Source organism: Hoylesella timonensis 4401737 = DSM 22865 = JCM 15640, from assembly GCF_000455445.1.
GTDB lineage: Bacteria > Bacteroidota > Bacteroidia > Bacteroidales > Bacteroidaceae > Prevotella > Prevotella timonensis.
Window position 1 is genome coordinate 77317 of the sequence record NZ_HG417095.1, and the last position, 21837, is coordinate 99153.

The 21837-nt window shown below is 42.0% G+C and carries 14 protein-coding genes; 1 reads left to right on the top strand and 13 read right to left on the bottom strand.

What is annotated here, in order from left to right; genetic code table 11:
• Positions 1 to 101: 101 nt before the first annotated feature.
• Complete coding sequence (locus BN35_RS07105) at positions 102 to 1670, top strand: helicase HerA-like domain-containing protein (RefSeq protein ID WP_028900842.1); 1569 nt, start codon at positions 102 to 104, stop codon at positions 1668 to 1670.
• 268 nt (positions 1671 to 1938) lie between these two features.
• Here BN35_RS07105 and BN35_RS07110 read toward each other — a convergent pair whose 3' ends face one another.
• The 13 genes from BN35_RS07110 to lpxA all read right to left on the bottom strand — a co-directional run bounded on the left by BN35_RS07110 (position 1939) and on the right by lpxA (position 21813).
• Positions 1939 to 2124: a hypothetical protein gene (locus tag BN35_RS07110; protein WP_025071524.1), complete on the bottom strand. Its 186-nt coding sequence runs from the start codon at positions 2122 to 2124 to the stop codon at positions 1939 to 1941.
• A gap of 8 nt (positions 2125 to 2132) precedes the next feature.
• The gene (locus BN35_RS07115; protein WP_234396629.1) at positions 2133 to 3815 is read right to left on the bottom strand and encodes a hypothetical protein; all 1683 of its coding nucleotides are present in this window, start codon (positions 3813 to 3815) and stop codon (positions 2133 to 2135) included.
• Positions 3812 to 4432 carry a hypothetical protein gene (locus tag BN35_RS14130; RefSeq protein WP_234396630.1) on the bottom strand — a complete coding sequence of 207 codons (621 nt, stop codon included), beginning with the start codon at positions 4430 to 4432 and terminating at the stop codon, positions 3812 to 3814. The genes BN35_RS07115 and BN35_RS14130 overlap by 4 nt, the downstream gene beginning before the upstream one ends.
• Positions 4433 to 5013: 581 nt before the next feature.
• Positions 5014 to 8208 carry a glycosyl hydrolase family 85 gene (locus BN35_RS07120; RefSeq protein WP_234396631.1) on the bottom strand — a complete coding sequence of 1065 codons (3195 nt, stop codon included), beginning with the start codon at positions 8206 to 8208 and terminating at the stop codon, positions 5014 to 5016.
• Between the two features lie 37 nt (positions 8209 to 8245).
• Positions 8246 to 9199 carry a BT_3987 domain-containing protein gene (locus tag BN35_RS07125; RefSeq protein ID WP_025071526.1) on the bottom strand — a complete coding sequence of 318 codons (954 nt, stop codon included), beginning with the start codon at positions 9197 to 9199 and terminating at the stop codon, positions 8246 to 8248.
• 9 nt (positions 9200 to 9208) lie between these two features.
• Entirely contained in the window at positions 9209 to 9724 is a 516-nt protein-coding gene (locus BN35_RS07130; protein WP_025071527.1) for a DUF1735 domain-containing protein, read from the bottom strand.
• A gap of 8 nt (positions 9725 to 9732) precedes the next feature.
• Positions 9733 to 10743 (bottom strand): glycoside hydrolase family 18, encoded by a 1011-nt coding sequence (locus tag BN35_RS07135; RefSeq protein ID WP_159100000.1) that lies wholly within the window; start codon positions 10741 to 10743, stop codon positions 9733 to 9735.
• A gap of 48 nt (positions 10744 to 10791) precedes the next feature.
• Entirely contained in the window at positions 10792 to 12348 is a 1557-nt protein-coding gene (locus BN35_RS07140; protein ID WP_025071529.1) for a RagB/SusD family nutrient uptake outer membrane protein, read from the bottom strand.
• A gap of 26 nt (positions 12349 to 12374) precedes the next feature.
• Positions 12375 to 15452 carry a SusC/RagA family TonB-linked outer membrane protein gene (locus BN35_RS07145; protein WP_025071530.1) on the bottom strand — a complete coding sequence of 1026 codons (3078 nt, stop codon included), beginning with the start codon at positions 15450 to 15452 and terminating at the stop codon, positions 12375 to 12377.
• Positions 15453 to 15869: 417 nt separating this feature from the next.
• A complete protein-coding gene (locus BN35_RS07150) occupies positions 15870 to 17609 on the bottom strand; it encodes an AAA family ATPase (protein WP_025071531.1) in 1740 nt (579 codons plus the stop codon).
• Positions 17609 to 20098, bottom strand: coding sequence for a transglycosylase domain-containing protein (locus BN35_RS07155; RefSeq protein ID WP_036893196.1), 2490 nt, complete (start codon positions 20096 to 20098; stop codon positions 17609 to 17611). The genes BN35_RS07150 and BN35_RS07155 overlap by 1 nt, the downstream gene beginning before the upstream one ends.
• Before the next feature lie 41 nt (positions 20099 to 20139).
• Positions 20140 to 21042, bottom strand: coding sequence for a tRNA (adenosine(37)-N6)-dimethylallyltransferase MiaA (miaA, locus tag BN35_RS07160; RefSeq protein ID WP_025071533.1), 903 nt, complete (start codon positions 21040 to 21042; stop codon positions 20140 to 20142).
• On the bottom strand, positions 21043 to 21813 hold the full coding sequence (lpxA, locus tag BN35_RS07165; RefSeq protein ID WP_025071534.1) for an acyl-ACP--UDP-N-acetylglucosamine O-acyltransferase: 771 nt from the start codon (positions 21811 to 21813) through the stop codon (positions 21043 to 21045). It abuts the gene before it with no gap.
• Positions 21814 to 21837 lie beyond the last annotated feature (24 nt).

A 21837-nucleotide genomic window follows, 5' to 3' on the forward strand; every position in this document is an offset into this window, starting at 1 on the left:
TGTCTTTCGTTGTAAAAATATCATTCATTTTTTTGCTTGTTTCTTTCTAATTATCAAATAAATACAGTATCTTTACCAAAAATATTTATTCATAACATATCATGTACACACAAGAACAAGGATTATACATCGCACATGGACAGAATGGCCCGATTGTGTTGAACGGGGCAATGGTCAATCGACATGGCTTGGTGGCTGGCGCAACAGGTACTGGCAAAACAGTTAGTTTGCAGGTAATGGCGGAATCTTTCTGTCAGGCTGGCGTGCCCTGCTTTATGGCTGATATGAAAGGCGATTTGTCTGGTATTAGTCAGGCTGGTCATCTCACAGGCTTTATCGAGAAACGTATGGCAGAATTTGGCATACACAATCCCACGTTCCAATCTTGTCCTGTACGCTTTTTTGATGTTTATGGTGAACAAGGGCATCCTATGCGCGCTACTATTTCAGAGATGGGACCAGAATTGTTGACACGACTTCTTGAACTCAACGACACGCAAGCCGGTATTCTGAATATTGTGTTTCGTGTCGCGGACGAAAGGGGATTGTTAATAATTGACATGAAAGATTTGCGCTCCATGCTCGACTATGTTGGACAGCATGCAAAAGAGTACACCACGAAATATGGGAATATTTCTTCAGCCTCCATAGGAGCCATTCAACGTTTACTGCTTCAATTGGAAAGTCAGGGTGCCGATAAGTTTTTTGGTGAGCCATCTTTTGATATTAACGACTTGTTACAGACCGAAGGGGGCAAGGGAATTATGAATGTTTTAGCAGCAGACAAATTGATGTTGCAACCAAAACTCTATTCTACTTTTCTGCTTTGGCTCATTTCAGAACTCTACACTGCATTGCCAGAAGTGGGCGATCAGCCATTACCTAAGTTAGTGTTCTTTTTTGATGAAGCGCACATGCTTTTTGACGGAACATCTAAAGCGCTCATCGATAAGATAGAGCAGGTGATACGTCTTATCAGAAGTAAAGGAGTGGGCATCTTTTTGATTACCCAAAGTCCCACAGATATTCCCCTCAATATTCTTGGACAATTAGGCAATCGTGTACAACATGCACTGCGTGCCTATACGCCCAAAGATCAAAAAGCCGTAAGAGCTGCAGCTGAAACCTTTCGCGCTAATCCCGCTTTTAAGACAGAAGAGGCGATTACGAATCTTGAGACAGGCGAGGCACTGGTGTCGTTCTTAGATGCAATGGGAGCTCCTCAGGTAGTTGAACGTGCCAAAATGTTATTCCCGTTGAGTCAGATTGGAGCCATCACCGACGAACAACGTAAAACAATCATCGCCCAATCGAAATTGGGGATTAAATACAATCAGCCGATTGACCGCGTGAGTGCCTATGAACAATTAATGCAGATGAAACAGCAAGCCGAACAAGAAGTGGCAGAAGATAGCGATAAAACAACTCCCACGAGTGCTGAACACAGTGGTAACACGCTATTCAGTAAGATTTTGAAATCCGTTATTACTGCCCTTACTGCCACATTTGCCTCTATCTTAGGCACTGCTGTATCTAATAAAGTGACAGGTAAAAAATCACGTTCCCGAACATCGACTACCGAACGTGCTGTTAAGAATGCCACTTCTGCAGCCGCGCGCACGATGACACGTGAAATAACCCGTAGCATTTTGGGTAATCTTGTCAAGTAGATGACCGCATCAATAAGCTCAATTATTTTCTTAGATTAAAGTAGGAGTCATCTTCAACGTAGCTAACAGTTGTGCTTCTGTGCTGTATGTGGGCGAAATAGACAAATAACCATGTTTATTTCGTCCACATTTTTTTTGTACACAGCATATAAAAGAGATGGGTGGAAACGAGCATATCGTTCCACCCATCATCGATTTTATCGTAGTGTATCTTATCGTCGTGTTATATTGATAATGTTGTTTTGTTCATCTTATTCTGTTAACAACGTTATGGTTCTTGTTTATAATCATCGGCAGACCATACAAGCCCATCATTATCCTCAAAACTATCATTAAAGTCAAACTGCTTTGCACCTGCTGCATCGTCTTCTAACGACGCTACTACAGTTTTCAATAGATCGTCGGCGTTGATTTTAATTATGTTGATGAGGGGCTGTTGATATATCTTCTTCATTTGTTTGCTTATTTAATGATTTTCTTTCCGTTCTGAATATAGATGCCTTGAGGGAGGAGTTGTAGATTTCCCGTTGGGCTAACCATGCGTCCGTCAATGGTGTAGATGGGTGCATGTGATGGTGTGTTATCTTTAGCTTCGATTTGCTCAATACCCGTCACCGAACCATCCCAAATCTTGAATTCGATACTCTTCGCCAAGTTGCCAGCCGATTGCATGGAGCGCAGGTAGGCACGGAAAGGCTTAAACGAAGCACCGTTAGATTTTACGTAATTGAATTTCTGTGTATTGAAACCGAAGATATAGTTCGTGTAATCTCCGTCTTTGGCTGGTAAGTTGCGATATTGGTAGGTGCCGATGAAGTCGCCTGTGGCAATGTTGCTGGCAGGGATTTGCTTGTTGACAAACTCGATAGGCTTTTCATTGGCATCCGTGATAGCCTTGCTCGGTTCTATCAAATAAGGTGTGTCTGCTATGGTAGAGGTCACCTCCTTAAATGTAGCCGTGTTGCCATCGGCGTTCTCGAACTTGTAAGCCTTTGATATGTTGAACTTGGACAGCTCTGTTGCGTTCATCGCGAAAGGCAGGCAGATGGTAGACATGCTGTGATATTTGCCGTTAGCATCTTGTCTACGGGCAAAGTTGCGGTCGAACCAAACCTTATCAGCCGTAAAGCCTTCCTTTACACCAAAGGTATAGCCGCTCTCCATGTATTGTTTCTTGTCATTTTTCAACCATACGCCGGTGTTTGCTTTGAATGAGCCATTGTCGTTTGTCAGCACACCACGGTCAGTAAGATAAAGCAGAGGCATATTTTTCCCTTCTACTAAGACGTTGCAAGGGTGTTCGTGCCCTTCAAGTGCAAAGGTAGTGTTTGCATTAACCTTTACCACACGATTGAGATTGTCTCCTCGGTCAAAGAGGCTGAACTTTTTTTCTTTTGTCAGGTCAACGTACGATGTGTTAATATCATCATCACCTATATTATTGGGGGTGTAATTCGCAGATGTTTGGTAGTATCCATGCTGATTGGGACGCCACAGCATAAAAATGTCGCTCACCTCAAATTCTTGGTCAGAAGTGAGAATCATGTAGCCTCTCGATTCCATTTCTTGCCCTTGAATGTTTTCTATCTGAGTCATTCTAACTGGAAATTCCAATTTCAACCATCCACCATTAGCCTCACGTTTTAGATAATCTACACGACCATGTTTATTAACCGTGCCGTATGCAGTATTTTTTGTAAGATCGGAAGTGTCGTCAATACCAACACCTGCTATGACGGCACCATCTGTTTCAACCATTTTGTACTTTTTATAAATATAGTCCCAAGCCTTGATACTCATTCGGACCTTAGCACCTTTTGGTGCACGTACAATGGCTTGCAACAGTGTATAGGCTAAACCGTCCTTTTGTTCTTCGATTGTAGCAATAGGCATGAGTGCATTGATGGTAAGACGATATTTTCCATCTGCGCCTTTAGGAGCTACTACAACCTTGTCGTTACTAACTTGTCCTGTCCACCCTAAAGCGTTTTGTTTGTATTTGTTTCGGGCATATTGATTGTTGTTAGCATCTGTGGTCTTGAATTCCTCCCACACAGGATCGAAAAGATATGTACCGTCGCCATTGTTTTTCACAAACATCACACCTTTGTTCATGTGCTGATTAAAATCATTATAGCGATTCAAAAGGTTGGTGCGATAGTGAGCACTAATAGTTTTTGGTCAGCGAGTAGTGAGCCTTCGGTGGTGCTATAGCATTTAACTGTATTATCGATGGGGCGAGGGATGCGAACCGTTTCGAGAACTTTACCAGTGTAGTCTTGGAAGAATAATTTAATACTGCTTTGCACATCCATATTCCACCAGCCACCGCCTTGAACTACAAAATCATCAAATTCTACCAAGTCATTCTTATCTTCATTAATATTTGAGTTGTAATAATGAAAGTGACAATAATTTGATAAATCATACGGATTTCCATTGGCATCGGTTCCTACAACTTTAACAGATCCGGACGTTTTATAAATTACGCCATTATCTTTAACGGTTCCTATGCGCATGTGAAAATCTTTCCAGTTGTCGTTAGCTTCACGATTCACACGCTCGTTGACAAATGAAAATGTAATTTCACCGTGGAGGGTATACTTACCATAGGTATAATTTTTTGTCCTGTACGTGTACAACAATTCTTTCGGATTGTTCGTATTTACTGTCCATTCCCTGTTACCAGCCTTGGCTGTGACGGAGGACAGCAGTGCGAGGCACGTAATTAATAATGTGTAAAGATGTTTTCTTGTCATCATTGTTATAAATGTGTTAATTAATTCTTCATACATGTTTGTCAAAAGGGTGATCACTAACAGCGTGTGTAACATGTAGTCTATCATCAAGGCTTTTGCACAATCAGATAATATAAATTATCCAAGCTACTGCAAGTTAAATTTATTACAAAAGTATTCAGAAATTTAGAAAAATAATTACCTTTTCCTGAATTATTAAGAAACATTAACAAGTAGATATAGTCGTTAATAAAAAGGAGCGCTATTGTGAAAGACACTTAATTTATAAGCCTGCTTCGGAAAAGTGACGAAATGAGGAAAGTTCAATAAATCCTATAGTATGAGGATATTATAATGCCAAACGGCTCATCATTTTCATGATATTTCAAGGTCATGTTAGCTGTATTTCTATCTCATAGTATCAAGCATCTTGGAGTGTACGAATAAGGGGTTTAATGTGTGTTGATAGAAAAGGTTACCTCTGTGGGATACAAGAAGCCTTTTATAGATTATAAAAAAACGACAGACTATCTATCTTTGGAGACGGTCTGTCGCTTTTTACATATAGGATGAGCTGATGCTCATACATTCAAATTCATAGACTATTATTTAACAACAAATTTGCATCCTTTTACAACATATACTCCTGCTGGAATTTTTGTTTTTTCGCCCGCACGGCGTATCATCTGCCCAGAGAGGTTGTAGATGTTGTTTTCTGAAAGAGTCTTTTCATCTACATTAACTGTATTGATACTATTAGGTAAATTGAAGTGTGGAATTACCAGTAGATTGCTGTTCACAAGTTTTGCTGGAATCGTGTAGCTTTCACCTGTGAACTCGAGCTTGTCTTCCCACCATTGGCGATTACCATTATCATCATATTTGCCGTCACCTGCGTAGTTGTATTCGTTTCTGAGATTGTAACCGTGACGTACGGTAGCACCTGTGATATTGTAATTTTGTTCAGGTTTGAATGTTAATGGCAAGTCCTTACCATATTCAGCTGTGGCGTTCATCTCGGTGGTAAGTATATTGCCGTTCTTTTCTACCGTGCCGTTCTTAGCATCAGCGCCCAATTTTCCTTCTGCAGCATGGACATTGATAAGTACATCAATGATATCACCTCCGTTTTGGTAAATCAAATTACGAGGATCATCGTTTCCTCCTGGTTTTAAGCTATTCCAATCGAGTTTGAAGCGCATGCGGTAGATGCCAGGTGTGATGTCGACAGGTACTCTAAATGGCGCCATTTTGATATTGTTAGGTTTAGGGAACTCTGATTTGTAGAAACGTGTTCCATCACTCTTGTACCAAGTGTTCTCATCGTTGTTGGAATTGTGTGCCGAGAAGCTCACCACTTCACAGTTATCTTCACGAGTCGGCTTGCAGTTGGCATCAAAAGAAATACCTGTTTCAGCATCGAAGTCACCAGAGTTATCCCAGTCAATGTAAGCATAACCACTCATCCATAGAGCACTATAATCGATATACGGTGTGTAGGTCTCGCCAGCAACTACATCGAAGAGAGCCTTCTCTGTGGCATCAAGATAGAGTTGCTTGGTAATACGTGACTGTATATCGTTATTTGGGAACTTTTGTAGTGTTCCGTCGTTACTATAGAGACCGATGTGCATCATGTAGCGGTCTTCACGTGTGTGAGGAGTTTTTTTATTGAAGTTAATGTCGTAAATACCAGTGTTTCCTGAAACATCTGAAGGATCAACAATCTCATCGGGGGTTCCCTTGTTTACCGTAAACCACTTGATTTCTGATTTAGTCTTAAGATCTGTAGAAACAGCTCGTACACCTATTTCCATAGTTTCTGCATCTGCAGCAAAAGGTACTTTTGATACGATTGTAGCCCATTGAGAGGTACGTCCAACCTCTAAGATGTCTCCAGTTTCAGTTTTGCATACTATTTCAAAGTGGTCAATGTCATTGGCCTCGTTAAAACAGCGTCCATACTCATCAGGGGTCGCATCAACTTTCCAGTGTATTTTGAGCGTTATGTTATCAACGTCTTCGGCCACTGTGGTTGCGGAAAGAATTTCTTTGATACCCTTTGGTGTTTTGACCGTGTTGTCGTTGAGTTCAATCTTACCTACAAGGATATCTGCATTACCTTTTATGCGGAGTGCGATACGTTCAATCGTTCCTTGCCCCAAATCAGCTAACTTGATGGTGTTCTCGTGCCAGTTACTTCCAATTGCCCCAGCAGCGTATTCCTTCCATGTGCCGTCTACTTTTAATAGTAGCGATAGTGTTGCATTGCCTTCTAACGATTTTGTGGCAATCTTTGCTATAGGTTCTGTTCCAAGCTGCATCTGTGTCTTATACAGAATGATGTCAGCACCTTCAGCGCCTGCATTGCCTTTCAAACTTAAGCATGAACCTCCGACATAAGCATCAGTATGATAGAAAGATGCCTTAATTGTGGAGTTCACATTTGTGGTACCAGCCTTGTAGATGAGCCATCGGTAAGTGGGAACCACATCTTGTGCAGCCATATTATACCAGCCACCTTTTGTTTGTTTCACGCCGTTCAAGTAATAATAATTTCCATTGCCAAGGTTGAAGTGTGTAGCAAATGCCTGCTTGCCTTGTATGGTTGAACGTTCTGGGAAGAATTCCGCCATACCGCAGAAGCTTGCCAGTTTATCAGCATAAGTAGCAGAGGTGCTGCCACTAAGCGAAGGTCTATTGGCTGGATTGCCATTACCACCAGAAATGAAATGTTCCTGCATCAGTTGGTAGTCTGCTTGCCATTTCTCTGGTGTGGCTCCTTCAGATTTGTCGTAGATATGGGTACGTTCGTGTTCTCCCCATACAATCAGTCCCATTTTATCAGCGCCAGGTTTAGCCAGACGTGTCCATGTGCGATCCATGCGCAGGATGTGTACACCTTGGTATACTCTGTCTGTGCCACCACAAAACTGTTCGGCTATGGACTGTGAGTTATCAATGTTGTCTGAAATGTCTCCACCCGAGTAGTTGAGGAAACACTCGTGAACAGGCTCTTCTTTCGTGCCGACAAGATATTTGGCGTTGCTCTCATTTAATGACGACTCATTAGTGTAAATCAACGAGTTGTAGTCTAAGAAGTTGCGTTCTTTGGCCTTTTTGTACAGTGCTTTATGGAAAGCTATCACGTCAGCATTTGTGTAGCCATGTGCCTCCCAGTTATACACAATGCCGTCAGACCCGAAAAACATCAAAGCATTAATCATGGGCTCAACGTAAACATATTTGCCATTTTCTTTGGTGGAGATGAGCTGAATCCATTTTGTATCATCCGCACCACCAAATGTGGATTCAAAGAACATTTGACCTGACATACAACGGCTACCGTTTTTGTGAGCAGCGTCTACCCAAGATCCAGGAGCTTGGAAGAAGCCGTGGTTCCATGATCCGAAAGCTTCGGTGTAGTTCCACATGGTATAGACGTCGGAGTGTCCCAATTCATCACTTGGATACCCATGGTATCCATGAAGCCCATTGCCCATTGGTGTACACATGAATAATTTACGATAATCGTACAGATTTGTCAGCAAATGATCTTTGGGGTTGACCAACTGGCGACGTTGCACGTGTGAGCGGATGAACTCCAGATCATCGAGTGAGATACCAGCATCTTTAAACTGTTGATCTGTAGGATAATTGCGTCCTTCTTTCTGAGCTTGTAAAAAGAGTTGTAGAATTGTCTCAGGTACTACACTGTCAAACTCGTAGAATCCGTTTTTTGCGATGCCATTCATGGAGGTTATCGCCAAAATGATAAACAGAAGTAAATGTTTTGTCATTTTCATCATTTTTAGTTTTTGAAGTTAATAATATAGGTTAATGATAAACAGCAAGCTCTGCCATTCTTATTTTTTCACTGAACCCCTCGTGGAATACAATCTTTACGTATTCTACTTCTAAAGGTGAGTAAAGCCTCAAAACCAATGGACTATATGCCGATGGTAATGGAAACTCAACAATGCCAAGCGATTGCCATTCCTCACCGTCATTACTTGTGAATAATTCAATAATTTTTGGACTGCCGCTATAATCTCCATTGTTGTCGTATGGCCATATGGCAAGACCACTTAATACTGATTTCTTATTGAATCGTACTTGTAACCAGCCCTCTTTTTCACAGAACCATTGTGTGTTAGGTCTACTGTCGTAAAGTCGACGTAGGTGGTTGGAGCGAACGTTAGCTTTCAGTGTGAAGAGATTGATTGGGTAAGGTGTTATACCGTTCGTAGAACCTTGGAAGATGTTACGAACTTGTTTGCTGATGGTCCAGTAACATACATCTCGGCCTTTCAGGATTTCTATGCCACTGTTAGTGGTGATTTGTAATGCTATGATACCTTCTCCTTTCAGGCTCTCTACATCTTTAGTTTGTTCCAGCGATATGCGTAATGGTTTGGTGGAAATTGTTTTTCCTGCAGGTATCACTACACTTTGCTCGAGCATTTTTACCGATCCTGTTGGTAATGGAGTCTTTAGAGTGTCATATTCGTGAGCTACTATCGGGCTCTCCGTAACGCTTACAGTAATGTCATGTGACACTTCCTTGGATAGGTGTACATAAAACTCAACCGTATCTTTTGGCATGATAATGGATGTGGGTGATTGTACCACTTCAGATCGCTCTACCATACCATTTTTGAGAGTCGTAAACACATAGAGTTTGGGTGAGTAGTCTTCTGGATCTTCTGATTGATCGCAACCTATTGTTATAAAAGATATTAGCAGTAATAAACTTGCCAGTATGTTGATAATACAGTATTTTGTTCTCATTATAATAGTTTAATTCTTTGTTTCTGTTTTTGTCTTCTCACAGACGAAAACGCAGGTCTTCATGTTGTCCATAAGGTGTATATCTTGTGGGCTGTAGCTGATGATGGTTGCAGCAATAGCGTATTGTTCTTCGCCTTTAAGAGATTCGAGAGTAGTAGTGTTGATTTTTATTTTTATAGGTTCACTACTCACTTTTCCTTCTTGTATCTCTATCTGTTCCGCAGAGATAGTGTAACAGTTTGTCGGAAGAGGTCTGTAGTTGGTATGGTTCTTTTGGTTGAACCGCTCTAAAGCTTTGTCGTTAATAGATATTGTAACTTTAACGGTTGTCTTAGCTTTTTGAGCAAGACGTGCAGAGATTGCAGTTTCTGCCCCTTCATTGTCTATTGTGATGTATCGTTGATTGTTCCCATAAGCTTCTGCTATGTAAATGGAATTGTCATAGGGTGAATATTCGGCATCATTACAGGCTGTTATCAAGAAGGCTGCCATGACAGTATAAAAAATTAAGAAATGTTTGAGCATAAGAAAAATTATTTAATAGATGGATTGAGTATTTGGATAACTTTGTGAGTGGCAGGATATGTGGATGTCTGTCCTTCAATAGTATATTCATTGTCCATGCGATAGATGCCAACTCCTCCTTTTGTTACTCTTTTTCCGTGATATAGTGGTATCCAACGAGCCATGCCTTCCAAGCTGAGCATCCCATTATTAAAACGATCCTTATAGAGAACACCACCATCTTTATGAGATAGGAAGTCCTCCATGACTATCAAGCGGCTTGTCAGTTCAGTAAAACTGAAACTTGCAATGAATTGCTTATTCCATTCTTTGACAATGTTATCAAGATCTGCATCTGACTTTGACCCAAAAGCATAGGCTACAACATAGTTGAACCAGTATATCTCTTCTGCAGATATGGCGGTAGGGTCTCCACTAAAAAAAAGTAATTTTTCATTACCAGACCTTGGTCCCAAGGATCTGCTTAGCGCATCTAATAGTTCGTGAGTGTTATTCCTGTCACCTGCAATTGAACCTCTTTTTCCACTCTCAGGCAGTAGTTCGATGTCCAAGCCATCGTAATTGTTTAGTAAAACCAAATTGATGAGTTTGTCTGCATATTGTTGTATACTCATGTCTTGCTGATTGGACTTTTCCGTTTTAAAACCATCGCCAATATTGATTATTGATATCGCTACAATCACTTTTGTACCTTTAATTTTTCGTACAAACTCCATGTCGCTTTTCATTTCTGCTGTAGGGTCTTGGAAAGCAGCAGTGAGACCTACAACATTCAGACTGTCTGGGAGTCCACGCATTTGTCCATTCAGCGTATCACCAACACCAGTCCAACCTTGCCACTTAGCGTACGTTATAGTATGAGTGCGTTGTTTGTATGCCCGAAGGTTGGCGTAGTAAGTTTCTGTGCGGTTAGCATTCGTTAGATTTGTGGGTTCGTATACTTCCACATTCGTCCAGCTGTCACAAGCCGACAGTAAAGTTATAAATGTGGTAAGTACCATTAATTTTGTATATTCCATTGATGTGTTGTAGTTTTGTTGATTATTTTTGTTACATATCATTCTTTGCTATGGCTTTGCTTGCCACCACATTTTTGTTGCAAAATTGTCTGGTCCACCAAGAAGTTGTACTGCTTTGCGTATGTTATCATGATTGTTATCGTATTCTGCGCGTGCAAATGGCAGGCGATTGGCTACTTTCATGCCTTTATATATGGTCTGTACTGGGCGAACCAAGTCAAAGAACCGTGGATAGCCTGTACGGCGATGCTCACACCACGCTTCATGCCCCAGAGGCCATAATGCAATCCACTTCTGTGTAATAATTCTTTCAAGTTTCTCCTCATTATTAGCATTGTCGTCCCATTTGATTGTAATTTTGCTAACGGCTTCAGCGCTTTCAGCACTACCGTTGGGATCCAAATAGTCAGCAGGCTTGCTCTTTCCGTCTTGAATATATCCGTCAGCAGATCCTGCTCCCCATTGGTCGAATGAGTGTCGGATACCCTCTTCGTACAGCTCTTTAGCAGAACCTTTCATTTCCCAGCCAAGCATTGAACCCTCGGATCGCAAAAAATAAACTTCAGCGGCTGTGAGCCATAGAGTTTTGTCGGTTTGTCCAATGCGTGGTTTAGAGTACTTTTTATAAGCATCGTCACTTGTATTCGTAGCAGCACGCAATCCTTTAAAGCCCTTCTGGTCGAAAGTAGATTCTGTGAAATATCTTTCTCGCCGAGGATCATTGTATCCTTCCATGTATGATGTAATATCTGCACAAGCTTTCGCATCATTCCAGCCCTCAACCACGAGCCAAAGCATATTGTTTCCTGTTGGCTGATAGGCTGCATTGTCTGCGTTGTCAGTGATAACCCCCACATTATTGTTAACAGCTTCTTCTGCATATTTACGAGCTAAATCTGGTTCAGCAAATCTCATTCGAATTGCCATTCGTAGTTTCAGTGAATTAGCGTACTTAATCCATTTTCCAAAATCCCCGCCATATACTCGGTCGTATGCCTTCATGGGAGTAGCCGATGGGTTGGCATGATGGTATACTGATAATGTTTGAATGGCATCGCTCAGTTCATTCAACATTTTCTTGTAGACTTCTTCTTGGGAGTCATAAGGCACAAAAAGGTTTCCGCTATCTATCTTAGAGTAGGGTATAGGGCCGAAAATGTCGGTAAGACGGTGCATGATAGACACTCGTAGAATGACTGCCCAAGCATAGTTAACGCCTTCAGCATGGGTGTCTTTCACTATATCACGCCATGCAGGATAGAAGTCGGTGATGAGGTTGAAACAGTTGTCTATCCAGCCATTATGTTGATAGCTGAACTCAGAGAGATTACCACCTTTCCATTTTGCATTTGACATCATGAAGCGACCATACACGTCTCCACATAAATTTTCTTGGTGTTGAAAATAGCCTGATGCGTCAGCAGGGACCACCAAAGCTTCTATTCGAGGATATGAGGATCCTATCTTGAAATTGTCTCCACTCATTTCGTTTTCGGTGACACCGTCTATTTTTGCATTAATCTCTGAAAAGTTATCTGTACAGCTACTTGTCAAGAGGGATACAATGACAGTCAATGTAATAAAAGTATTTTTGATGTATTTCATATTGTTTGCTTATTATTTCATAATAATTAGAATTTCAACTTAACGCTGAATCCAATACTACGCATGCTGGGCTGCATAAAGTAATCGTAACCTTGCATGTATGTGCCAGTTGAAGCAGTAGATTCGGGGTCGAATGGAGCCTTACAATAAATCATCCACAGGTTGCGTGCAATGAGGGATATGTTGGCACTACATGTGTTTAGTAGCCATGTCTTAGGAATAGTGTATCCCACGGAAAGTTCTTGTAGGCGTACATTGGTTGCACTGTACAGATACTCTTGAGCAATGGGCTCGCGACCTGCCACAGCAGTATAATACTTTTCAGGATCGATGAGTCCACGGTTAACTTGTATGCCACCGTTGTCACGTGCTATGGCGGATGTTTTGGACACTCCATATTCGTCCAAAATTGATTGGGTTACCGATAGAACGTGCCCTCCAAAGCGCGCTGTGAGAAGTGCTGTCAGATTCACACCTTTAATGGTAATGCTATTACGCCAGCCCAAATTTCCATCAGGAAGAACCGAACCAATTTTCACTGGCTGCTCCAAATTCTCTTTTACTACGTTGCCTGTAGATGGGTCTACCCAAATATTTCCTTCAGGATCTCGTTTAAAATCACTGCCAGCATAAATATCTCCCATTGTACCACCAACAACCAGCCTTACGTTTGATTGGTTAAGATAGTCTAAATGATAGTGTTCGTTCGTTACTTCATCGTAATAATCTTTAACTAACTCTGTGATTTTATTCCGATTGAAGCTGTAGGTCAGATTACTTTCCCAATTCAGCAACCCGAAGTGTTGATGATAACCCAATGCAAACTCCATTCCCCAGTTACGTACATTTCCTGTTTGGATATACATAGAGGAATAGCCACTGGCCGCCGATGTCTGTACGTTGAAGGTCTGTTTTTTAGTGTCTGATAAATACCATGTAGCATCGAGACTGAGAGTATTGTCAAAAAGTTTGGTGTTGATGCCTGCCTCCCAGGAGGTAGTCTTTTCAGGGTATAGTTTATTGATAGGTCTGTAGTTTGGTGCATCCCATGTTTTTGAGTTAGAATTCCAAGTATATGCTTGTTCTGTAAGATTCATGGGCAGAGGTGAACCCACATCAGCCCATGAAATGCGTGCCTTTAGATAGTTGATAGCTTTAGGTAGCTTGACCATTTGTGATATAATACCAGAAATTCCAATTGAGGGGAAAAAGTAAGACATCTGTGAAGTATTTGAAAGCGTAGACGACCACTCATTGCGAGCTGTCATGGTGAGATATACCATTGATCGCCAACCCAATTCAGCACTTGCAAATATAGCATATTCTCTTAGTTGTGCATGTGAGATTCCTGGAGTACCCAACTGTGTGTCTATGTTATAGGCATTAAATACATTGGGCATGTCACGAAGTGGACCAGAGTAACCCTCGTAGTTTGTTCGGTAATCTTTAAAGCTTGTGCCAAGCGTACAGGAGAGTGAATAAGTCTCATTCCAGTTTTTATTGACGTTAGCCATCAAATCACCATATATCTGTCGATTGTCGCCACGTCCATACCCATAGAGCCCTTTTTGGCTACCCTGAGTCCACCATTGATTGGTGGTGGCGTGATATTTTGTTTCATTGTTGTTATGTTGGTTGTCCATCCGAATTCTTCCACTAATGCTAAGCCATTTCATGACATCGTATGTCAGGTTGGCATTGAGCATATATCGATCATGTTGCTGTGTACGGTCTTTGCGGTGCATTTGCCAATAGGGGTTCTCAAGCAGATGACCTTGGTCACCCCATGTCCAATTCTGAATGCTAATACGTCGCACAGGGTCATAGATCTCATATTGTCTAAGTTCGTCAAAATCTTCGCCACGCGGGAATAAGTATAAGGCAAGCAAAGGATTCCAGTACTCTCCTTGTGCCATCATGTTCTTTTGGTTTTGACGTACATAATTTGCTCCTACATCAAGTGTAAGTTTGTCGTTTAAAAATTTTGTAGTGTTCCGAATCGTAAAATTGTAACGGTTGTAAGTATTGTTGGGTAGAATACCAGCGGCGTTGTTCAGTGATGCCGATGCAAATGTTTGATTCTTCTTGGTTCCAGTTGTAAATGTAACGGAGTTGATGAGATTGGTTCCTGTATTGAAGAAGTCTGCGGGATTCATGCTGTAGAGTGTACCTTTTTTGCCCCAGCTTTTAAATTCACCAGGTCGATTAGAGTATGTGTCCTGAAATTCTGGCATGATGAATGGATTTGAGAAGGTTGTACTGTTAGAAACTTCCAATCGTGTGATGCCCTCTGCTCCTTTCTTTGTAGTAATTAATATCACTCCGTTTGCTGCACTCGATCCGTAAAGAGCGGCCGCAGCAGGTCCTGATAAAACCGACATCGATTCTATGTCATCAGCGTTTAAGTCGCTAATACCTTCTCCTGTCGGTTGAGCGGCATACATACCACCGCTTCCGCCATCGTTATGGTTGCTGATGGGAACACCATCTATCACATACAATGCATTGTTGTCGTGAGCAATTGATTTGATACCGCGCATTACAACACGCGTAGCTCCACCAATTCCCGCCGACGATGCGTTGATATTTACACCTGCAACCTTCCCTGATAATGAATTCATGAAATTCGCATCTTTTACGGTGTTGAGTTTTTCACCTGCCAACTCTTGTACATTGTAGCTTAGAGCTTTGGCTGCACGTTTAATGCCCAATGCGGTGACTACAACCTCACTAAGGGCTTCGTTCGTCTCTTTGAGCGTGATGATAATTGGCTTACCTTGCCATTTCACAGTTATAGTCTCGAAACCAAGATAAGAAACTGTAAATACTGTATTTATAGGAATTGACTTCAAGGAGAATCTGCCATCAATATCAGTAATGGTTTTCCATTTCTTGTCATTGGATACAACTGAGGCACCAGTGATGGGCTCTCCGTGGATATCGGATACAATGCCAGTACAAGTAACGTCTTGTTGTGTTGAGTTATTGATTTTTTCTCTCGTAGACGGTGATGCTACTGTTGAAAGAGCCAATAGGATGTTTCCGCTAAGCAGCATTGTGAACAATGTTTTGCGGATGGTCTTGCTGGGTAATATTCTGTTCATATTATTTTGGTTATTATAGAATCTTAAGTATAAATTAATATATGACAAAGTCCATCTCTATTTTGAGCAATGTTCGTATGATTGATTTAAAGTTAATTGCTTTTTGCAAAAATAGTCAATTATTCGTTATGATTCAATCTAATGTTGATTCAATATAAAATAAATTAACATACATTTACTAAATGTTGGTTTTATTTTAAAATTATAACAAACAGTTTGAAGATGATATAAAGAGAATAATTTTCATTTTTATCTCCTTATATCAAGCTTCTTGGAGTGTACGAATAAGGGGCTTAATGCGCGTTGATAGAAGTGGTTATCTCTGTGGGGTAGGAGACTCAGGGCGTTGTCGTGGCTGTATGTGTATGGAGACTTCGCCTTTTCATTGGCAGAGCTTATTAGTAATCAATATCATTTTTAGCCGTTAAGCTTCTTGAGTCTTTTCAGGGCTTGGGGATGAGTGGGATAAAGCTTTAGGGCTTTCTGATAATTCCGGATAGCAGCCTCGGTCATGCCTTCTTTTTCACAATCTTTTCCCATGATGACATATTCTGTAGACAACTCTTTGAGAAAAGCTTCTGCGTCTTTCTTTTCCTTCTGCAATTGTTTGTTTTGTTCACGAAGGAGGTTGATGATGTTTAGCTTTCTACGGATGAGGCGTTTTACTTCAGGCTTTTCAATGTCGTATCGACTGTGAATGGCTTTATAGAAGTAGTCGAGTGCCGCCTGCATGTCCCCTCTGTCAAAAGCCTTGGTGGCATCATGGTACTGTTTGTCTGCTTTGCTCTGTTGTATAGCCGTGTTGAGTGCACTTGGGTCGTTGTAGGTTTTTGAAAACTTCACTACTTCTTGATTTACATAGATATCTTCTCTCTTAACGGGTTCTTGTAGTGCAATACCTTTTAGCGAGCGACAGCGAGAAAGGGCGACATAGGTTTGTCCACCTGCGAAAACACCTCCAGAGAGGTCTATTTTCACTTGGTTGAACGTGAGACCCTGACTCTTATGAATGGTAATCGCCCATGCCAGACGTAATGGGAATTGCTGGAAAGACCCCAAAATCTCTTCCTCTACCTTTTGCTCTTTCTGATTATAGGTGTATCGCACATTGTTCCATACTTCCTGTTCCACATCAACGTCTTCGCCCTGCTCTGTGCGAACGTAAATCTTTCCATCCTCTTCATCACCAATGCCGATAATCGTACCTAAGGTGCCATTGACCCATCTCTTTTCACGGTCGTTCTTGATGAACAGAATCTGTGCACCAGTTTTTACTTCAAGTTCTATAGGAGTGGGCAAATTGTTTTCAGGGTATTCACCGTCAATACTTCCATGGAGGATTGTGGCATCGCCAGGTAACTTGGATAAATGCAAGCTATTGATATAATCAACCGTATCACGTCGAGTGGATAAGGTAATGGATAGTTGATGCGCATCCATTGGTTGGTGTTGCCCCACCTGTTGATTCAATAAGGAGAGGTCGGTAGTCGTGATGGTGGAGGTACGGATATGGTCAAGGATGCTGATAAATTTGTCGTCACGCTGCCGATACACCTTTTGCAGTTCAATACAAACCAATTGGAAGGTTCTAAACACGTGTGCATCAAAAAAGAACTTAGATGGATAGTAAGGTTGCAGCAGTTGCCAGTCTTCCTCTTTGAGGACAGGCTCCAACTGATAGACATCGCCCACCAACAGTAACTGCTTTCCACCGAAAGGGATGCGCATATTGTGCGAGTAAACCCTTAATATTTTGTCAATGAAATCAATGATGTCGGCACGAACCATAGAAATCTCATCAATGATGATAAGTTCGAGTTCACGGATGAGTTTTATTTTCTCGCTGTTATATTTGAGCGTATTTCTAAGTTGTTGCGTGCTGTACCGTCGGTCGTTAGGAAGTAGCGGATGAAAGGGAAGTTTGAAAAAGCTATGAAGTGTAGCCCCACCGACATTGATTGCTGCAATGCCAGTAGGGGCGAGGATAACATATTTCTTTTTAGTAGTTTGGGCAATGTAATGCAGGAAAGTAGACTTACCTGTTCCTGCCTTTCCCGTGAGGAACAAGGAACGGTGGGTGAACTGAACCAGTTGCAGTGCATTTTGCAGCTCCTGATTGTTCAGGTCTATCTTTTCAATATCAATGCCATGTGCCATTACAAGTTATCCAGCTTGATGACCTCTTCTGTGGGTTCCTTCTTCTTTTGTGGCACCGCAAGTCGTTCAGAAGGTTTGAGCTTTTCTTCAGATTTGTGAATGGGGTTGCCAAACTCGTCAAAGAGCACCTCTTCCATATCGTCGTTTAAGGTGTCTTGTGCCGTGGTGTCCACTTTCGCCTTTTCGTAATAGCTGTCACAAGTGTACATGCTGCGTGTGATGTCATTATCTTTTGGCTTGCTAAATTTGGCATGGTAAGCTTTGAATGCAGGGTCATTGAGTACCTCTTGCAAGAAGTATCCACAGATAGGCAAGGCTGTTCGCGAGCCTTGTCCGAGTGCTCCTGTCCGGAAGTGTATGCTTCGATATTCGCCTCCAACCCATGCGCCAACAACAAGTTTGGGACTTACTCCCATGAACCATGCATCAGAATGATTGTTGGAAGTTCCCGTCTTACCTCCCCAATCGGTATCTCTGTATTTACCCACATATCCTCCAAGACTCATGGACGTGCCACCGGGTTCACGTAAGCCGCCCAAAAGCAGTTGTTGCATAAAGAAAGCACTCTTGTATGGAATGACTTGTTCGGACTTGGTGGGAGCGATGTACACTTGGCGTCCTTCACTGTCCTCTATTCTCGTTACCAGGACTGGCTCATGGTGTTTGCCATCGTTGGCGACGGTGCAATAAGCATTTGCCATTTCCAAGAGGTTTACATCCGACGACCCCAATGCCAAGGCTGGTGCATCATCGAGTGGACTCTTGATGCCCATCTTGTGAGCAGTCTCAATGATGCGCTTGATACCCATTTCTTGTCCAAGTCGAACAGCAATGGAGTTAATGCTTCGGGCAAAAGCTCCTTTCAGTGGGATAGAGTCACCAGAGAAGCGTCCGTTGGCATTGCCTGGTGTCCAAGTTACCTCTTGTTGCTTCTTCTTGTCATATACTTGCATGGAGATGTATTCATCGCGCCGTTTGTCACACGGCGTTAGTCCTTGATTCATAGCTTCGGTGTAGACAAACAGCTTGAACGTAGAACCAGGCTGTCGCATCGCTGTCACCTTGTCATACTTCCATGAATTGAAATCGATGTCACCCACCCAAGCCCTTACAGCTCCTGTTTGCGGTTCCATGGCTACCATGGAGCAGTGCATGAAGCGTACCATGTAGCGAATAGAGTCCATGGTAGACATTTGTTTTTCTATCGTGCCATGTCCATAGTCAAAGAGTTTTACCGTATGGGGCTGGTTCAAATAATAAGAGATGGAGTCAGGCTGATGGGGGAACTTGGCACTCAAATATTTGTATACAGGCTGTCGCTGTGCAATCTGTTCGATGAAGCCAGGGATGACCTGTCCGTTCTCATCAATCCAAGGATCATTCTTCCCCCAGTGATTGTTGAAGTTGCGCTGAATTTGTTTCATCTGTTTGCGAGCGGCTTCTTCAGCATAACGTTGCATTCGTGTGTCCAACGTGGTGTAAATCTTCAATCCACTGGTATAGAGATCATATCCATTTTCTTCGCACCAATCCTTTAGATAGTTGGCTATGGCTTCCCTGAAGTAGAGTGCTTGTCCGTCATAATTGGTTTCGACACTATAATGTAGCTTGATAGGAATTGTACTTAAACTGTCGTATTGCGCTTTAGACAAGTCGTCTTTCGCCTCCATCAGCTTCATGACAACGTTCCTACGGCGCAGACTGTTTTCGGGATTAGAAATGGGATTGTAATGAGTGGTGGCTTTCAGCATTCCTACTAATACCGCACTCTCTTCGACCGTCAACTGCGAAGGTGTCGTGTTGAAATATGTCTTGCTTGCTGTTTTTATGCCGTATGAGTTAGACCCAAAATCAACGGTGTTGGCATACATGGTGAGAATTTCGTTCTTGTCGTAGAGCATCTCCAGCTTAAGAGCAATAATCCACTCTTTGCTTTTCATGACCAACATCTTGATACCAGGTATCTTCCCCAGTATTCCCGTAGAATATTGCGTACGCACGCGGAACATATTCTTTGCCAACTGTTGTGTAATAGTTGAGGCTCCTCGTGCGTCATTTCCTACTATTGCATCTTTTGCTGCAGAGAAGATACCTTGAAAATCGATGCCAATGTGGTGATAGAATCGCTCGTCTTCTGTATCAATCAAGGCTTTCCAGAAAAGTGGATTCACCTCGTTGAAAGTAACAGGGGTTCGGTTCTCGTTAAAAAACTTACCGATGAGCTTGCCATCACTGCTGTAAATCTCAGATGCCGAGGCAGTGGTGGGGTTCTTGATTTGGGCAAAGCCTGGTGATTTGCCAAACAACCAAAGGAAATTGATGTCTACTGCACCCAAATAAATAAAGAGTGCTATCACTCCAGAAAGTAATGCTATTCCTGTTTTTGCATACCATGGACGTCCAATGTATTGCTGTTTATACCATGGCCAAAATCCACGTATTTTATTCCAACACCAGTTGAGGAATGTTTTAATTCGGTTCAATTTCATGATGATTCATTTGTTTGCAAAAGTAGCAAATAAGTTGGTATCTATAGCTGATTGTCGATATAATTTAGTATTTCTTCAATGTTGTCGGGATTGAACCATTGAATATCTTGGTCTTTTTTGAACCAAGTGAGTTGTTTCCGCATGTATTCACGCGAATTAGACTGAATCCTGCGGATGGCTTCTTCGAGCGGTATGTGTCCATCGAAATAGGCGAACAGCTCTTTGTAACCCACTGTATTGAGAGCATTTAATCCTTTAAGTGGATAAACCGACTTTGCCTCCTCGAGCAATCCTTGTCGCATCATTTCGAGAACACGAAGGTTGATACGGTTGTACATCTCCTCACGAGTTCTGTTTACGCCAACCTTCACTATGTTGAAAGGTCTTTTCTTCTTGGTGTTGGTTCTGAAAGAGGAGTAAGGCTTACCCGTCATGTGGCAGATTTCGAGTGCATGAACCACTCGTCTGGGATTGTTTTTATCTACTATATTATAATGTACGGGGTCTAATAAGCTGAGCTCTTTCACGAGTGGAGCTAACCCCTCCCGCTCCAATCGCTCTTTCATCCATTGGCGGGTGGTGTCGTCAACAGTGGGAATGTCATCAATGCCCTGACATACAGCACTGATATACATCATGCTTCCACCAGAAAGCAAAGCCACATGGTGTGGAGAAGTCGAAAAGAGTTTGGGTAGAAGTTGTAACACTTCTTCTTCGTATTTAGCTGCACTATAATAATTTTGTAAATGCAGCGAGCCAACGAAGTAATGTTTTACTCGTTGTAATTGTGAAGAAGTAGGTGCAGCAGTTCCAATAGGAATCTCTGCGAACAGTTGTCGCGAGTCGGCGTTAATGATAGAAGTGTTGAGGTGTTCGGCAATTTTCAGAGAGAGTTCTGTTTTGCCTACACCCGTAGGACCAAGAAGAACAATCAGTGTATTCATTTATCGAATGATGCCTCGCTTCGAAGATTCTACGAAATCGATAATATATTGTATTTCGGGAGTGATGTTGATGTTTTTCTTTATCTCTTCAATGCCTTCACTCAAAACGCCCTTACTGTACAGCAACCTGTATGCTTCGTGTATCAAGTCTATCAGTTCGTTGCTAAAGCCTCTGCGTCGAAGTCCTACAATGTTAATTCCAGCATAACGAATCGGCTCTCGTCCTGCGATGATGTATGGTGGAATGTCTTTCGGAGAACGGCTCCCTCCTTGTACCATCACATATCCTCCTATGTGACAGAACTGGTGGCACAGGAATGTGGCACTGATAATGGCACGGTCGTCAACTGTCACCTCGCCTGCCAACTTGGTGGAGTTTCCTATGATAATCTCATTGCCGATGATGCAATCGTGGGCGATGTGCATGTTCTCCATCAGCAGGTTGTTGTCGCCTACAATGGTGGTACCCTTAGAAGCTGTGCCTCGTGAGATGGTGACGTTTTCTCGGATGCTGTTATGATTTCCTATTTGGCAGGTGGTCTCTTCGCCCTTAAATTTCAAATCTTGCGGTTTCGTGCTAATGCTCGCACCAGGGAAAAGTTCGTTGTTGTTTCCAATCCTTGCACCAACGTGAATCGTAACACTGTTCTGTAATACGTTGCCATCACCCAAAACAGTGTTTTTGTCGATATAGCAAAATGGACCAATGATGTTGTTGTCGCCTAATTTTGCTTCAGGATGAACATAAGCTAATGGACTGATTTGATTCATATTCTATTTGGAAATCTTTATGAA